The organism is Amycolatopsis jejuensis (genome assembly GCF_000717335.1).
In the GTDB taxonomy this organism is placed as follows: domain Bacteria; phylum Actinomycetota; class Actinomycetes; order Mycobacteriales; family Pseudonocardiaceae; genus Amycolatopsis; species Amycolatopsis jejuensis.
On the sequence record NZ_JNYZ01000030.1, the window covers coordinates 12,983 to 28,072 of the forward strand.

11 protein-coding genes are annotated in these 15,090 nt (G+C 68.4%); 5 read left to right on the forward strand and 6 right to left on the reverse strand.

Translation table 11 applies throughout. The annotated features are described in order from the left end of the window. The first annotated feature begins 83 nt into the window (after positions 1 to 83). Positions 84 to 602 (forward strand): lytic polysaccharide monooxygenase auxiliary activity family 9 protein, encoded by a 519-nt coding sequence (locus OO71_RS34590; protein WP_033294214.1) that lies wholly within the window; start codon positions 84 to 86, stop codon positions 600 to 602. 42 nt (positions 603 to 644) lie between these two features. Here the strand turns inward: OO71_RS34590 and OO71_RS34595 are convergent, their stop codons facing one another. After that, positions 645 to 1,760: an FAD-dependent oxidoreductase gene (locus tag OO71_RS34595; protein WP_033294215.1), complete on the reverse strand. Its 1,116-nt coding sequence runs from the start codon at positions 1,758 to 1,760 to the stop codon at positions 645 to 647. Positions 1,761 to 3,276: 1,516 nt separating this feature from the next. After that, positions 3,277 to 6,624, reverse strand: a complete 3,348-nt coding sequence (locus OO71_RS34600) for a TM0106 family RecB-like putative nuclease (protein WP_033294216.1) — start codon at positions 6,622 to 6,624, stop codon at positions 3,277 to 3,279. A 118-nt stretch (positions 6,625 to 6,742) separates the two neighbouring features. Between OO71_RS34600 and OO71_RS34605 the strand changes: the two genes are divergently transcribed. Beyond that, positions 6,743 to 7,093, forward strand: coding sequence for a YybH family protein (locus tag OO71_RS34605; RefSeq protein ID WP_033294287.1), 351 nt, complete (start codon positions 6,743 to 6,745; stop codon positions 7,091 to 7,093). 865 nt (positions 7,094 to 7,958) lie between these two features. Here OO71_RS34605 and OO71_RS47885 read toward each other — a convergent pair. Further along, positions 7,959 to 10,169 carry a choice-of-anchor P family protein gene (locus OO71_RS47885; RefSeq protein WP_156096705.1) on the reverse strand — a complete coding sequence of 737 codons (2,211 nt, stop codon included), beginning with the start codon at positions 10,167 to 10,169 and terminating at the stop codon, positions 7,959 to 7,961. Positions 10,170 to 10,312: 143 nt separating this feature from the next. On the opposite strand from OO71_RS47885, the gene OO71_RS34615 reads away from it, so the two are divergent. Beyond that, entirely contained in the window at positions 10,313 to 10,870 is a 558-nt protein-coding gene (locus OO71_RS34615) for a hypothetical protein (RefSeq protein WP_033294217.1), read from the forward strand. Positions 10,871 to 10,873: 3 nt separating this feature from the next. Here the strand turns inward: OO71_RS34615 and OO71_RS34620 are convergent, their stop codons facing one another. Together OO71_RS34620 and OO71_RS34625 are read right to left on the reverse strand one after the other, a co-directional pair. Further along, positions 10,874 to 11,770, reverse strand: a complete 897-nt coding sequence (locus tag OO71_RS34620) for a ribonuclease Z (protein WP_033294289.1) — start codon at positions 11,768 to 11,770, stop codon at positions 10,874 to 10,876. 49 nt (positions 11,771 to 11,819) lie between these two features. After that, entirely contained in the window at positions 11,820 to 12,674 is an 855-nt protein-coding gene (locus OO71_RS34625) for an alpha/beta fold hydrolase (protein WP_033294218.1), read from the reverse strand. A 90-nt stretch (positions 12,675 to 12,764) separates the two neighbouring features. Here OO71_RS34625 and OO71_RS34630 point away from each other — a divergent pair, with 90 nt between their 5' ends. Both OO71_RS34630 and OO71_RS34635 read left to right on the forward strand, forming a co-directional pair. Continuing rightward, positions 12,765 to 13,220 (forward strand): MarR family winged helix-turn-helix transcriptional regulator, encoded by a 456-nt coding sequence (locus tag OO71_RS34630; protein WP_033294219.1) that lies wholly within the window; start codon positions 12,765 to 12,767, stop codon positions 13,218 to 13,220. Between the two features lie 470 nt (positions 13,221 to 13,690). Then, the gene (locus tag OO71_RS34635; RefSeq protein ID WP_033294290.1) at positions 13,691 to 14,554 is read left to right on the forward strand and encodes an alpha/beta hydrolase; all 864 of its coding nucleotides are present in this window, start codon (positions 13,691 to 13,693) and stop codon (positions 14,552 to 14,554) included. On the opposite strand, the gene OO71_RS34640 is transcribed toward OO71_RS34635, so the two are convergent. Then, the gene (locus tag OO71_RS34640; protein WP_033294220.1) at positions 14,517 to 15,008 is read right to left on the reverse strand and encodes a hypothetical protein; all 492 of its coding nucleotides are present in this window, start codon (positions 15,006 to 15,008) and stop codon (positions 14,517 to 14,519) included. The genes OO71_RS34635 and OO71_RS34640 overlap by 38 nt on opposite strands. Positions 15,009 to 15,090 lie beyond the last annotated feature (82 nt).

Below are 15,090 nucleotides of genomic sequence, written 5' to 3' on the forward strand. Positions count from 1 at the left end.
CGTCGCGGGCCGGTCGGCCGTACCCCGGTGCGGCCTTCGCCCCGCCGGCGCGGGAGCGGGCCCAGCTGTCGAAGGAGCCAGCTATGTCCCGCAATCGCACGCTTCTCGCCGCCTTCTCCGGCGCGATACTCGCCCCCGTGCTCGTGCTCGTCGGGCCCGCCGGAACGGCAAGCGCGCACGGCTACGTCAATTCCCCGGCAAGCAGGCAATCGCAGTGCGCGCAGAGAACCGTTCCGTGCGGCGACGTCAAATACGAACCGCAAAGCGTCGAAGGCCCGAAAGGGCTGCGCAGCTGCAACGGCGGCGTCGCCCGGTTCGCCGAACTGAACAACGACAACAAAGGCTGGCGGGCCACGTCGACCGGCCGCACCGCCAGCTTCACTTGGACGTTCACCGTCCGCCACCGCACCAGCAGCTACGAGTACTACATCGGCAACACGCGCATCGCGAGCTTCAGCGGGAACAACCAGGTCCCGCCGGAGACCGTCAAGCATTCCGTCAACCTCGGCAACCACACCGGACGCCAGAAAGTGCTCGCGGTATGGAACATCGCGGACACCGGCAACGCGTTCTACGCCTGCGTCGACCTGCAGGTGAGCTGATCCGGGCGGCCCGTCCGTCCACTGTGGAGGGACGGGCCCCCGTCACGCACCGAACAGCTCGAGAAGACCCCGCGGCGCGTCGGGGCTGAAGCACGTGTCGAGGCTGAGCGCGGAATCGGCGGCAGCTTTGGCGCTGCGCGGGAACATTGCCGCCTCGTACTCCGCCAGCGCCTTCTCGACGTCACCCGGATTCCGCACCAGCGCGAGACCCAGCTCGGCCCCGTCGATCATGGCCAGGTTCGCCCCCTCCCCCGCAAACGGCGACATGACATGCGCAGCGTCGCCGACGAGCGTGACCCCGGGCACCCGCGGCCACGAATGCCCGACCGGCAGCGCATGGATCAGCCGCGGCACCATCTCGCCGTCGGCGTCCTCGATCAGCGCGCGCAACCGGTCGGACCACCCCTCGAAATGGCTCAGCACAGCGGCTTTCGCGGCCTTGTGGTCGGTGAAGTCGATCGTGCCGACCCAGGTTTCGGGCACCCGCAAGGCGACGTAGAGGTGCAAGCTGCCGTCCGACTCGCGGTGGGTCAGAAAGCCCTTGTCCTCCCCGAGCGCGAACGCCATGCCGCCACCGAGCAGCGCCAGCGCATCCGGATGCCGGTTCTCCGGGTCGAGGAGATCGAGCTCGACGAACGAAATCCCGGTATAGGCCGGTTTTTCGGCCGAGACGAGCTCACGGACCCGCGACCAGGCCCCATCCGCGCCGACGAGCAGGTCCGTCGCAATGGACGTGCCATCGGCAAGCGTGACCCGGTGCTTGCCCCCGGCCTGCGGGTGTACGGCGGTGACCTTGGCACCCCAGCGAATGGTGCCTTCGGGAAGGGAACCGAGCAGAAGGTTGCGCAGGTCCCCCCGCTCGACCTCCGGCCGGTCCCCGGCGCCGTCGTCCTCGTCGGAATGGAGGAGAACGGCGTCCCGGCCGTAGACGCGGCCTTCCTGCCCGCCGGGATGGACCAGGGCGCGAAACTCGGAATACAGCCCGGCGGCGGTAAGCGCGACCTGACCGGAATCCTCGTGGATGTCGAGCATCCCGCCCTGCGCCCGAGCAGCGGGCGAGGCATCGAGATCGAGGACAGTGGCCTCGATCCCGTTCACCTGAAGGACGCGAGCAAGGCTGAGCCCGCCAAGCCCGGCGCCGACGATGGTGATGTTCATGATCTTTCTCCTTCTTCTCGGGTGGGTACGGGAGGAGTGTAACGAACATGTTCGTTACGAACAAGTTCGCCACCGTTGTGTCACGGCGCCACCCACGTCTTCGCCGACCCGCTCGGCTGACCTCCTCGCGGACCTCTCGGCTGACCTCTCGTCCGACATTGACCACGCCGAGCAGCCCGGCAACCGTTCGGCACCCACCAGCGACCCTTTCACCCGCCCGCCATGACCGGTCCGGGATTCACTCGAACGGTCGCGATCCAGATCACCGCGGGGACGCGGAACATCGCGGCGGTTCGTGCGTTGTACAGGGTGTCGGTACGGAGGAGCCCCCGGGCCTCACCCACTGCCTTCCAGGACCACCGGCCCCGTCCGGAGCCTGGTAGCGCCCCCCGCCGCGAGGCGGCCCCCGTACCGGCACCGAAACCACCCGTCCCGCACCACGACTCCCCCCTCAGGTGCGGTACGGGATCCGGTGCTCCTGCTCGCACCGGCCGGCAACCCCCAGCCGGCCAGGCAAGCGAGCGGGAGCACACCCCCTCTTGCATTTACTTGGGGGAAAGGCGTCCCGGGTGAGGTACGTGCGCCCACGGAGACAGTCCGCGCGGCTCGCTGCGTCCCTGCCGAGGGCTATCCGACAGGTCGCAACTCCCGCCCCACCGCGCGGAAATCCCGGTTGCACGCAACGGAACGGGGTCATCCCGGCCCACCTCCCACGGACCCCACGGACGGGATCGTCCTGACCCGCGCCCCACTAGCCCCACAGCACGGGCTGATCCCGGCCCACCACCCACTAGCTCCACAGCACGGACTGATCCCGACCCGCCACCCCGCCAGCTCCACAACACGGGCTGATCCCGGCCCACCACCCACTAGCTCCACAGCACTGAAACATCCCGACCCACCGACCAGACCCCCGCAACAGGCCGATCCCGGCCCCGGCCATCAGCCCCGGCCACGGGAACATCCCGTCCGACACCGACCAGCCCCCAGGCACGAGAACACCCCGCCCCACACCAAGCATCCCCCAGCCGCGGGAACACCCCGCCCCACCCCGACCAACCCCGCAGCCCCGGACCATTCCGCCCCACACCGACCACCCCGGTCACGGGAATTTTCCCGCCCCCCACACGTTGTACACAGTGCCGGTGCGGTGATGTCCCCGGGCCTCACCCACTGCCTTCCAGGAATACCGGCCCGCCCGGAGCCTGGTAGCGCCACCCGCCGCGAGGCGACCACCGCACCGGCCCCCAACCACCCCGTCCGCAGCGGCAACCTCCCCCAGTGCCCCGCGCGGACGGGGACATGTGCCCCCGCTCCGGCCACCGGACCCGCACCCGGCCGGACGCGGGGTGCACCCCTGCCATCCCGCCCGCAGCGCCACCCTCCCCCACGGCCGCGCGGACGGGGACATGTGTCACGCCCGGCCCCCGGATCCCGACCGGACCGGCCGGGCGCGGCACCCCGGCAAATCCGCACAACCGACCGCGGAATCACCACCGGCCCACGCCGAAACCGGTCACCCCGTCCACTCGCGGGCATCTCCGAGCAGCCCCAGCATTCCCGACACCAGGCGCATCTGCTCGACAGTCCTGATGTCCGCCTCCAGCAGCCTCGGCGAGCACACCAGCACCGCCACCGACTGCGCCCTCGACAACGCCACGTTCAACCGGTTGCGGGACAACAGAAAATCCAGCCCGCGAGGCAGATCCGTCGCCGACGACGACGTCATCGTCGTGATCACCACCGGCGCTTCCTGCCCCTGGAACCGGTCCACCGTGCCCACGCGCACGTCCGCGAAACCGGCGTCGGACAGCGCTCGCGTCACCACCCGGGCCTGCAGGTTGTACGGCGCCACCACCAGGAAGTCGGCATCCGTGAGGGGACGCCCCTCCCACGTCCGCCCGTGCAGCGTCTTGATCACCTCGACCACCTGCGCCGCTTCCTCGACCGACCGCGTCGTGTTCCCGCGATGGTCCACAGCGGACACATACAACCCGGACGGGAAGCCCTCGACCGACCGTTCGGCGCTCGGGTGGGAATGCAGAAGTCCGGCATACGACAGCCGCGAGACCGGGGCGCACACTGCCGGATGCATGCGCCGCGTGAGGTCGAGGAAGTACCCCAGGTCCGGCGGGATGATGTCGGCCGCGCCGATCAGGTGCCCGAGCGCCGACGCCTCCGCGCCCGCCGGATGCGTGCCCTGCACCACCTGCGGCAACTGCTGCGGATCTCCCAGCAATACCAGGTTTTTCGCGCACATCGACACCGCCAGCGCGTCCGCGAGAGCGAACTGACCGGCCTCGTCGATCACCAGGACGTCAAAGGGTTCCTCGCGCACCGCAGCATTCGCAAAGGTCCAGGCTGTGCCACCGACGAGATGTCCCGCATTGTTCTCTTCCCGCCATCGTACCAGAGCGGTGTTGCTTTTCGGTTGCTCCCAAGGCAATTCCGGGTCCGGCGTACGCTTCGCGCGTTTGGCGCAAGCCAGCGTCGGAGCATTCTCCAAGGCCGCCGCGAGCACGTTCTCGACCGCCTTGTGACTGTTCGACGTCACCCCGACCGTCCGGCCCGACCGCACCAGATGCGCGATCAATTTCCCGGCCAGGTAAGTCTTTCCGGCGCCCGGCGGGCCTTGCACGGCCAGCACCGAGCCGTCCAGATCGTCGACGGCGGAGATGACCGTCGCGACCAGATCCTCGCCCGCCGCAGGCAACCCGGCGCGCAGCCGGGGAGAACGACGCAGCAGGTCGACCCCCGGGTGGGACGGCAGCGCGGGCAGCGTTTCCCCCACCAGACGGGCAAGATCGGCGACCGCTTCGTCTTTCGGCGACGGGCGCACGGGGCTGCCGGGCAGGACAGCGGCCGGACGGTCGTCCGACGTCCGGTCCGGAGCGCTGCTTTCCTCCAACGTTACCTCGACGGCCGTCGTGGACACCACTTTCGCGTCACGAGCCTCTGCGCCGTAACGCAATCGCACATTGTCGCCCGACGCGAACGGATGCGGCCGGTCCGGATCACACGCGACGACGAGCGTGCGCTTGGCCGTGCGCAACCGTCCCGACGGCGGCACCCATTCGCCCGCCTTCACCGAAACCGGTACCGCACACGTCGTATCGACCTCGAGGTCGCCGAGCGGGGCGGCCAGCTGCCGGAAGAACTCCCACCACGCCGGATTCGTCTCCCGGCGGTGATACCCGACGGACGCGGCAAGCAGCGCGCGAGCGTGGTCGTCGGAGGTGAAGTCGGCCGGATCGTCGGGCAGGCCGTCGAGCAGCGGGTCGACGAGCGCCGCCATCGCCTCGGCCCGCTCGGCCCGCCGCAGCGCGGCTTCCTCCTCCTCGGTGCGCCGCAACAAAGCGTCCACTTCGGACTCCGGCGCCGGCTCCGCGAGGGCGATCCCGGCATCGGTGCGCACGCGGTGGAGGAATTCGTGCAGCCGCAAAGTGGATACGCAGTCGTACTCATTGTAGTCCGCAATCCCTTGCAGCACCTCGTCCGCGCGATCGGAGTCGCCTGCCGACGAAAGCGTCAAGTAATCCTCGTACGCCTCGATGCTCGAAGCCGCCGTTTTCACCTCGCCGTCGCGGGCCTCCGGCATGTACAGTGGTTCCAGATACTTGATCGAATATGACCTCTGGCCTACCCGTAATGCCTTTCGTACCACCGCATACAGGTCAACCATCGCGCCGCTGCGCACCAGGTCGTCCACGGCTTCCTCGCGCGTACCGTGCACCGCGGCGAGCCGCTTGATCGCGGTGACCTCGTACGGCGCGTAGTGATACACGTGCGCGCCCGGATGTTCCGCGAGCCGTGCGGTCGCGAAGTCGATGAACTCTTCGAACGCCAGCTTTTCCTGCGCACGCGAGTGCGCCCAGAAAGGAGTGAACTGAGAATCCGGTGTCACCGCGCCGAAAAGGTACTCCAGGCCGGTTCCGGCGAGCGCGTACGGATCGCCCTCCATGTCGAAGAAGACGTCCCCCGGGTCGGCTTCGGGTAGCTCGGCGAGGGCGTCCGGATCGATGATCTCGTAAGCGAGCTCTCCGGTTTCGTCCTGGCGTACCTGGATCGCCGCCTGCGCGCGCAAGGAGGCGAACGTGCCTTCCGACATGTCGCGAGGCCGGTCATGCGGTTCGGCGGCGGCGAGCGCGTCGATCGTGCCGAGCCCGGCGACCGACAGCTTGCGCCGCTGCTCGCTGCGCATCCCGGCAACCAGTGACAGGTCCCGGTCGTCCTCACGCGCGGACGAGCAGTGGTCGGCGAACGCGCACCCGGTGCACGCCGGACGCTCGTCGGCCCACAGCCGGTCGGGCAGCTGCGGCGGACGGTCCAGCAGCCGGTCGCGAAGCCGGTCCACGAGGGGCAGGAAATCGTCCACGCGGAGGCTGTGCGTGCTGCCGTCGCCGAGCAGCAGGTGCATCTCCGGCCCGCTCGGCCAGCCGGCGCGACGGAGAGCGTCGGCGTACGCGGTGAGCTGCACAACCGCCGACGGCTTGGCATGCCGGGCGAGCTTGGTGTCGTACACCTCGTAGCGGCCGTCGTCGCGAAGAAGGAAGTCGGCGCGGCCGGAGAAGTCGCCGTCGTGGAACACCGCCTGGTACACCACCGGGGCGCCCGCACGCAGCGCCTCCTCGGTGGCCTTCGCAGCAGCGACCGGGTCATGCTCGTCGATCTGCACGACGTGGCGGCGCTCACTGCGCAACCGTCCGAGCGTGGCAACCTCATGCGCGCGCCCGTGCTTCACGGCCAGCTTGTCCGGCCCGGACCCGGGCCGCGGCGCGCCGGGCACACCCGCCGCCAACGCTTGCTTCAGGACGCTCCGGTGCTCGCATTCGAGCAGGTCGGCAAGATCGGACGGCGTGTACATCGCCCGGCAGTCTGTCACGCCCAGGCCCACCTCCCGGCAACACCACGTCCGACACGCCGCCCGGAAACTGTCGGTGGTGGGTGCGATGCTGCGGGGAGCGAAGAACGGAGGGAATCCGATGGCCACCCAGCACGCCGCCGAACCGGAGGAGTTGAGCAGACTCATCGTGGAACGCCTCAACGCAGGCGACGCCGACGGGCTGGCAGCACTGTACGAACCGGACGCAGTCCTGGCCCTGCCGAACGGCGGGCTGGCCACCGGCACCGCCGAAATCCGGGAGACCTACCGGCAGTTGGTCGCCGACCACCCAGTCTTCACCCGAGGCCACCAACTGCCGACGATCCGCAACGGCAACCTGGCTTTGATGTCGACCCGACTGACCGACGGGACGGTGACAGCGGAAGTAGCACGCCAACAACCGGACGGGACGTGGTTGTGGGTGATAGATCAGCCCAGCCTGCTCGGCTGAGTCGGCCCCCAGGGAGCGGGATGGACCGCTGGAGCCTCAGCACCAGCCGCACGACAGACACTCCCCGACCGGGCCGTCGTGGCCGAACGAGGCTACTCGGCACACCGACGACCGCCCACTGCGCGCAACAATCTCCCAGCCGATCGCACCAACCCCGGAGACCCACCCGCTGGTCCCTTAGCCGACCGTGCCAACCCACCAATCTCCGTCCAGCCACACCGGATCCGTAGCCACCCACAGATCCCCCATGCGACCACGCCAGGTCGGCAAGGCAACCCACCAAACCCCGGGACGACGACACGAGCCCCCCGCGCCGACCCACCACTCCCACGGGCAACGGCACCAGCCCCGCACGCCAATCCGCCGATCCCTCAGCCCACCACGCCAGGCTTACAGAGCAAACCCACCAAGCCCCGGAACGACGGCACCAGCCCCACAGGCCAACCCACCGACCTCCTGCCCCCTCACGCCAGGCCACCGATCCCCCGGGCAACCACACCCCCAGGGCAAGCCCACCGACCCCTTAAGCGACCACACCAGCCTCGCGCCAACCCACCGGCTTCCCGGCCTATCACGCCACCCCACCGACCCCCCGGGGCAACCAGCCCAGCCCACCGGCCAACCACCCCAGCCCCGCCGACCCCGCCGCAAGCCACCCCACCGACCCCCGGGCAACCAGACCAGACCAGCCCACCGGCCTCCCGGCCAACCACACCAGCCCCGGGGCGACGGCACCAGCTCGTCAGACCAACCCACCGACCTCGCGGCCCATCACGACAGCCCCACCGACCCCCACCACCCAAACCACAAGCCACCCCACCGATCCCCCGGGCAGGTACACCGCCCCGCCCGGGAGACCGATGGATCACCTGCAGTTATGCGAAGCGCTGCCAACCGCCCCCACCGTGACGTCCACCAGATTCCCCGTCAACCCCGGCACCACGACATGCAGGGCCCGTTCCGTCACCCCGAAATCGGCGCCGGACACAGGTGTCTGTTCGTTCACCACGATCCGGCCCCCGCCCGGCAGCGGGATGACGCTGTTCGGCGCGGTAGGGACCTCGATCGGAGTGCCCGCGACGGTCAGCTTCATCGTCGCGGACGCGCTCGCCGACGTGCAGCTGCTGGTCGACGTCGCGGTCAGCGCCGAAACATCGATCACCGGCACGCCCGGCAGGCCGATGTGGACGTCCCCGACCCGCACGGTCGACGTCATCTCGCCCGGGTTCAGCTTCGTGCTCACCGACGGGCAAAGCGCGTCGGCATGCAGTACCAACAGCCCGGTCGAAGCGGTACACGGCGTATCCGTCCGGGTGGCGGTCGCGGTGCGGATCGGGCCGGTGTCCGGCGACGGCTCCAGCTCGATCGGCAGCAACGGCAGGTTCACCTTCGCCGCCAGTCCGCTCGCCTGTCCGGTGTAGTACTGCAACCGGGCCTGCGCACGGTCCGCCGACGGCAGGTAGAACGCGTCACCGTCGAATGTGGCCGTCACCGGAACCGTCGCCGTGTCGTTCAACGGCTGGTCTGCCGACGGAATCGTGCACTTCGCCGCCCCGGAAGCGTCGGTTTTCGCGTCGCACGCCTGCCGCGTACCGCCTTCCCCGAGAGCAAGATGCACCACCCGGTCCGCGATCGGGCCACTGGTCTGCCCGTTCTCGGTCAGCACAGCCGACAGCTGCGCCGGTTCACCATTGGCAATGTGCGAGGTACCGGTGTACGCGAGTTTCGTCGCTTCCCGCGTGATCGTGAACGCCGCGCTCGTCGAACTCGGCAGGAAATCGCCCGCACCGCCGTAGCGGACCTGCACCTGCGTCGCGCCCGGCGAATCCGTGATCGTGAGCCGGCACGATGCACCGCCATCCGGTCCGACGCCCGACACACAGCTGCTCCGGCCGAGATCGAACGTGACCAGACCATCCCCGACCGGTTTGCCACCGCTGCCGACTTTCGCTGACACCACAACAGAATCGTGATACGCCGCCGTCCTCGGACCAGTGTACGCGACACTCGTCTCCTTCTTCACCGGCGGATCCGGCGGAGTCGGCCCCGTACCCGGCTTGAGCAACGCGTAGAACGGATAGAAGTCCTCGGCGAGCACCCGCGCGGTGACGCTGCTGTTCGCTGCGCGGATCGCCTGCTCGCAGTTCGCGTCCAGCCGGGTGTCGCAGTTCCAGTAAAACCCTTGCGCAAAAGGAACTTCCAGCGAATACTGGCCACTATTCAGGTCAGTACAGTCCTTCGCCAAACGATGCCAGTGGAAGATCACGTTGTGATGATGCGCGCCGTAATTCGCGTACATCACCTCACCCTTGGGCACATTGGCGTGAAACGGCGTCGTGACGCTGTACGTCATATCCGCGGTGACACCCTTGGTCATCGTCTCGGACGCGGACGCCTTGAACCCCTCCACCGTGAACTCCGCACCCAGCGTCGAACTCGTCTGCGCCGTCACGTGGGTACCGTTTCCCTGGGTCACCGACCATTCCCACTTCCCGGCGATCCCCTCGGTGCTCTGCTGCGTGGGACCGATCGGCTTCCACGTGTCCGGCAGCACCTGGTCGATCACCATCGACAACGGCTCCGGATCGCATACGCCGTCCTGCAGCTGCTGATCCCAATGCTGCGCGTCGAAATCAAGGTACGCGCCGGTGCGTACGCTATGCGGATCCATTGCCGTGACGACCATCTTGGTCTGCACGTTCCCGATCACGTCGAGGCCGCCGCCGCCCCAGTTCTGGTACGGGCTCCCGTCGCAGATTCGCGTGTAGATGTCACCCTTGTCGTTGCTGTCCAAGCACAGTCCCGTGTGGACGTTCACCAACGTGCGCGCAACCGCTTGCCATTGCTGGAAATAGTTGTCCTTGCCGCACGGGTTCAGGTATACGTGCCCATTGTAGTCACTGTCCAGGCAATTGTGGTACTCCCGATCGGCCAGCGTGGCCACGGTCGCGCCACCCAGCGCCGCACCGGCACTCGGGTCCGCCGTAGCCGCGGCCGCACCAGGCAGCAACCCCGCCAGCATCGCAGGTACCGCCAGCAGGGCCAGCAGCCTGCGGCGATGATTCCCCCATCTCATTGCATGTGCCCCCTCAGGACGTGGTGCGGAGGCCTCCGCACCACCAACGCAGGAGCGGCCCGTCCGCCACCGGATACGTCCGGTCCGGCGAACGCCCCCGAACGGAGTAGCATGATCGGGCCAGCACCTGCCGGGAGGAATCGATGGCGCGCACCCGCCTCGGGCTCGCCGTGCTCGCTGCAGTCGTGTTGCTCGGCGCAGCTTGTGCTGCCGGGTACCGATTGTGGGGCGACGACGAGCCGGAAGCCGTTGCCCTGCCCGGTTCCTGTCCCGCGCTACCCGGTCTGCCACCTGCCCGGTCCTCCGCTCCGACGCCGTTCACCGCCCCGTCCGCCACGGGCGCCACCGTCCACGGCAGCCTCTGCGAATGGGGCCGGCAGGACCACGGATTCCCTCCCCTGCAAGCAAAATACCAGCTCTACGGCAAGGGCCGCACCCAGGAAGCCCACGAGAGCGCGGCCGCACAGGTCACCAGACAGCAGGGCGGCGGCAGCTCGCTGGGCGCGGACACGCCGCTGCCCGGACTCGGCGACGAGGCCCGGATTTCCGCGCACGACATCCTGGTCATCCTCGTCACCCGCAAGGCAAACGTGGTGCTCACGCTGCAGTACCGCGCTCCGGACGACGAGCCGCGCACCCTCTCCGAAACCACCGTCGAGCAGTCCGCGCAGACCCTGCTCGACTTGGTCCAGACCGCCTGAAGTTCACCGGCGAGACGGCAACGGCACCACATCCAGGTCACGTGCCACATGGATCTCGCCGTCGAACACCTTCGCCGCCTCGTCGCGGAAACGGTCGGCTTCCTCGAAGGGGTAGCGTTGCGAGAAGTGCGTCAGCAACAGTTCGCGCGCACCCGATTCGGCGGCGAGGCGACCGGCGTCGGCGCTGGTCAGATGCCCGTAGCGGAACGCGAGATCGGCGTCTTCCGCGCGAAATGTCGATTCGGCGACCACCAGATCCGCCTCACGCGCACAGGCGAAGGCACCCGCGCACAACCGCGTGTCCATCACGAACGCGACCACCTGACCCCGCCGCGGCACGCTCACGTCGGCCAGCCGGACGGTGCCCAGCACACCGTCGGCCTGCAGTTTCCGCACGTCCGGACCGCGGATACCGGCCGCTTCGAGCGCGTCCGGAAGCATCCGCACGCCGTCGGGCTCGGCATAGCGGTACCCGAAACAGTCGATGCGATGGTCGAGCGGGAACGCCGACAGCGCACCTCCGAGCGGACCCGCCGCCGACACCGGCAGTTCGACCAGCTCGGCGCGCTCGTGGAAGGACGTCGAGTGCCGCAGCCGGTCGAAATACTCCTGACCGGACGCCGGATAATGGCAGCGCACAGGATGGGTGACGCCATCGAGCGACAGCCGCTGGATCACCCCGGCGAGACCGAGGCTGTGGTCACCATGAAAGTGCGTGACACACAAATGGGTGAGTTCGCCCGCCGACGCGCCCGCGTGGATCATCTGCCGCTGTGTGCCTTCGCCCGGGTCGAAGAGCACGCCGTCGGCGTCGAAGCGCAGGAGGTAGCCGTTGTGGTTGCGGTGCCGGGTCGGCGTCTGGCTGGCCGAGCCGAGCACCACCAGCTCGCGTCGGGACATGCCGATCATCTTCAGGCCTGCGGTGCCTTGTGCGCTACCGAAAATAGCGTCAGCCGGCGTCGACGCCGGTATAGAAAGTGCGGAGCGCGGCAGCTAACCGGTCGGGGGCTTCCATCGCCACGTAGTGGCCGATCCCGTCGATGTGCACCGCGGTCACGTCAGTGGCGACCTGCCGTAGTGTCGCTGGGGTGAAGTCGGCGGAGAAGCCGCCGACGGCCAGTACGGGCAGGTCCAGCTTCCGCTCCGCGAGCTTCCGGAGCTCGTCGCCCTCGGAAAGCAGGGAGCGGTACAACCCGGTGGCGCCGCGGAACGCATCGGGCCGCGAGTAGGTACGGACGAGTTCGTCGATGTCGGCGTCGGCGAATGCGTCGGAGCTCCCGGCGAGGGACGGGATCGCGTAGTCGGTGAGGAATGCGCGTTCGCGTCCGGCCAGGAGCATTTCCGGGATTCCGGGGGCGGCGAGGACGCCGATGTGCCATGCGCCGCCGTTGGTGACGTCGGCGAGCGCCTCGGCGCCGAATCCCGGCAGCCCGGTCTCGATCCCGGTGTAGCTGCGGACGAGTTCCGAGCGGGTGGCGGCGACCCGGAAAGTCGTGGCGCCACTGATGTCCTGGCCGGCGAGGTGAACAGGTCCGACGTCCAGCCGGGTGATCAGCTCGCCGAGGTCTCCGGCCGCGGTCGCGCTGTCGTGTTCCGGGGCGGCGGTGGCGGAATCGCCGAATCCGCGCAGGTCGACCGCGAACACCCGATGGTGTTCGCTCAGCAGCGGAATCAGCTTGCGGAACACCCACCAGGTCTCCGGGAAGCCGTGCACCAGCAGCACGGGAGACCCGCTGGTCCCGGCGGCGACGTAGTGCAGCTCGGTGCCGTTGAGGCGGACCCGGTGGTGGTCGACCCGGTTCATGACATTACCTCCGAACAGTTAGACAAGCGGCTTGTCTAACTGTAGCCAGTAGACAAGCTGATTGTCTATCTCGTCTCGTATGATCGGCACATGGCGGAGTCCAGCGGCGCCGAGCTCGCACGTCTGCTGCTCGGCGGGTTTCACACCATGGTCGACGAGGTGACCGCTGAGCTCACCAAACGCGGCCACCACGGCGTCCGCCCAGTGCACGAGTTCGCCTTGCGCGCAGTGGACGCGGGCGCGGACACCGCCTCCGAACTCGGCAGGCGGCTGTCGGTCACCAAGCAGGCGGCCGCGCAAACCATTGCCGCACTGGAGGAATTCGGCTACGTCAACCGGGAGCCCGACCCCGGCGATGCCCGCCGCAAACGGGTGCGAGTCACCCCACGCGGCCACGAGCTGATGAGGGTCGGCGGCGCGCTTTTTGACGACGTGCGCCGCCGATGGGAGGTCCGAATCGGACCCGAGCAGCTCGAAATCCTGGAAACCTGCCTGGCCCAGCTTGCTGAGCATCAGTCGTTCAGCGCCGAGGACCTACAGGGCTGATCCCATCCTTGCTTCACTCGATCGATACCGTGCAGATGTTCGAAGTCCGCGGGTAGATTCGAGGTATGGATCTTGCCCCCGCACCCGTGTCGTCCATTGTGGACGATGTCTTGTTTCTCTTGTGGCGTAACAGCTCTCGCCACCGATCGCGTCTGGTTGCGCTCTCGTGCTGGTTGTCGGTGATGATGGCTTCGGTACGCCGAAGATCACGGTTCCGAAGACCCTGGTCGATGCGCCGTCGCGGATCCGCACCTCTCCGGGACATCCGGCTGCGCAACGCACATCGTGCTGTGCCCGATGAGTGGCGGGTACCCCACAGCCTTGCTCTCGCATCGGGCGAGCGGCACGGATTCGCGGTGTCGTTGCCCTTCGGTCGCCGGGTAACTCCTTCTCCCCAAGGCCGAGCAACGGCGCCAGCGCACGGTGAGCACCCCCGGGTTCATTGCCGGTCCGCGATGGAGAATCACCTCATGCACCCCACGTTCGTCCTCGTGCCCGGTTCCAACGCCACCAGCCGCTGCTTCAGCGGACTGCAACGCGAACTCGCGTTGCGGGGACACCGCTCGCTGGCCATCGATCTGCCCGGACACGGCACCGCCGGGTTCTCCACCGCCTACCACACCCAAGACCTGGCAACGTTCGCCGAAGAACCGTCGCCGATGGCCGGTATCACGCATGCCGACACCGTCGCGCACGTCACCGGCGTCGTCCGCCGCGCGCGCGAGCACGGGCCAGTAGTGCTGGTCGGGCACAGCCGAGGCGGATTCACGGTCACGAGCGTCGCGAACGCAGTCCCCGACTTGCTGGCGCGCACCGTGTACGTATCAGCGTGGTGCTGCGTCACCGGCACCGCCGCCGACTACCTCGCCGAGCCTGCTTTCGCCTCGCCGGCACTGACGGAAGCGGCTGCTGTCCAAGTCGGCGATCCGGAACGTCTGGGTGCAATGCGGATGAACTGGCGCACCACCGATCCGGCGCAACTCGCCGCGCTGAAACGAGCCTTGCTCGCCGAGGGCTCCGACGCAGACCTGCTGGCCTTCCTGTCCGCCATGGACCTCGACGAGTCCCTCGATGCCGGAACCGACCGCGCCGACGCTGCCGCCTGGGGCCGGGTCCCGCACACGTACGTGCGGCTCACGGCAGACGCGAGTCTTCCGGTCGCGCTCCAGGACCGCTTCATCGAGGAGGCCGACGCACTGACGCCGGACAACCCCTTCGACGTGCACTCCCTGCCCACCGGCCACATCGACCCGCTGATCCGCCCGGCGCGACTGGCCGAAATCCTCGCGGGCACCGTCATACCCCGGTCGTCGACCCTGGACGCACGATCATGATCACCGTCACCGCCACCCAGAGCAGGTTGAACATCCCGGTCGTCATCCCGAGGCGCGACACCGGCCGCCGATCAGCGACCACGCCGACCGATTCGCCTCCTTCGGACGGAGCTGCGCCGGATACGGGTTGTGCCGTCACGGCTTCCGCATCCAGGAAGCCGCGCTGTCCCGGCAAGACGAACACCACGAGTACCACGGCGGCAAGCGCAGTTAACGCAATCGACACGAGTACCCAAGCCTGAGAGGTCACCCCCATGCTGCCTGCAACGGCGAACCCGAACACCGGCACCGCAATCGACACCAGCGCGTACACCCGGCAAATCCGGTACAGCAACCGCAATACGACCGGATCGCCCCACCGCACCGCGGGCGGGAACATGCTCGCCGCCACTGCCACCGGCCCCACCGCAAGGATTGCCGCCACCACATGAATCACCAGAAACACTGCACTCACCCGGCGAAGCTAACGCGTCCCGGCCACGAGCCGGAACCGGCCGGACGGCCAACATCCGCAAGATTCCTGCCATCCGGGGCCG

Bases quoted from the DNA above. Each gene is read 5' to 3' on its own strand.
- OO71_RS34615 (WP_033294217.1), top strand. From the start codon at position 10,313: ATGGCGCGCACCCGCCTCGGGCTCGCCGTGCTCGCTGCAGTCGTGTTG.
- OO71_RS34590 (WP_033294214.1), top strand. From the start codon at position 84: ATGTCCCGCAATCGCACGCTTCTCGCCGCCTTCTCCGGCGCGATACTC.
- OO71_RS34605 (WP_033294287.1), top strand. From the start codon at position 6,743: ATGGCCACCCAGCACGCCGCCGAACCGGAGGAGTTGAGCAGACTCATC.
- OO71_RS47885 (WP_156096705.1), bottom strand. From the start codon at position 10,169: ATGAGATGGGGGAATCATCGCCGCAGGCTGCTGGCCCTGCTGGCGGTA.
- OO71_RS34630 (WP_033294219.1), top strand. From the start codon at position 12,765: ATGGCGGAGTCCAGCGGCGCCGAGCTCGCACGTCTGCTGCTCGGCGGG.
- OO71_RS34620 (WP_033294289.1), bottom strand. From the start codon at position 11,770: ATGTCCCGACGCGAGCTGGTGGTGCTCGGCTCGGCCAGCCAGACGCCG.
- OO71_RS34595 (WP_033294215.1), bottom strand. From the start codon at position 1,760: ATGAACATCACCATCGTCGGCGCCGGGCTTGGCGGGCTCAGCCTTGCT.
- OO71_RS34625 (WP_033294218.1), bottom strand. From the start codon at position 12,674: ATGAACCGGGTCGACCACCACCGGGTCCGCCTCAACGGCACCGAGCTG.
- OO71_RS34635 (WP_033294290.1), top strand. From the start codon at position 13,691: ATGCACCCCACGTTCGTCCTCGTGCCCGGTTCCAACGCCACCAGCCGC.
- OO71_RS34600 (WP_033294216.1), bottom strand. From the start codon at position 6,624: ATGTACACGCCGTCCGATCTTGCCGACCTGCTCGAATGCGAGCACCGG.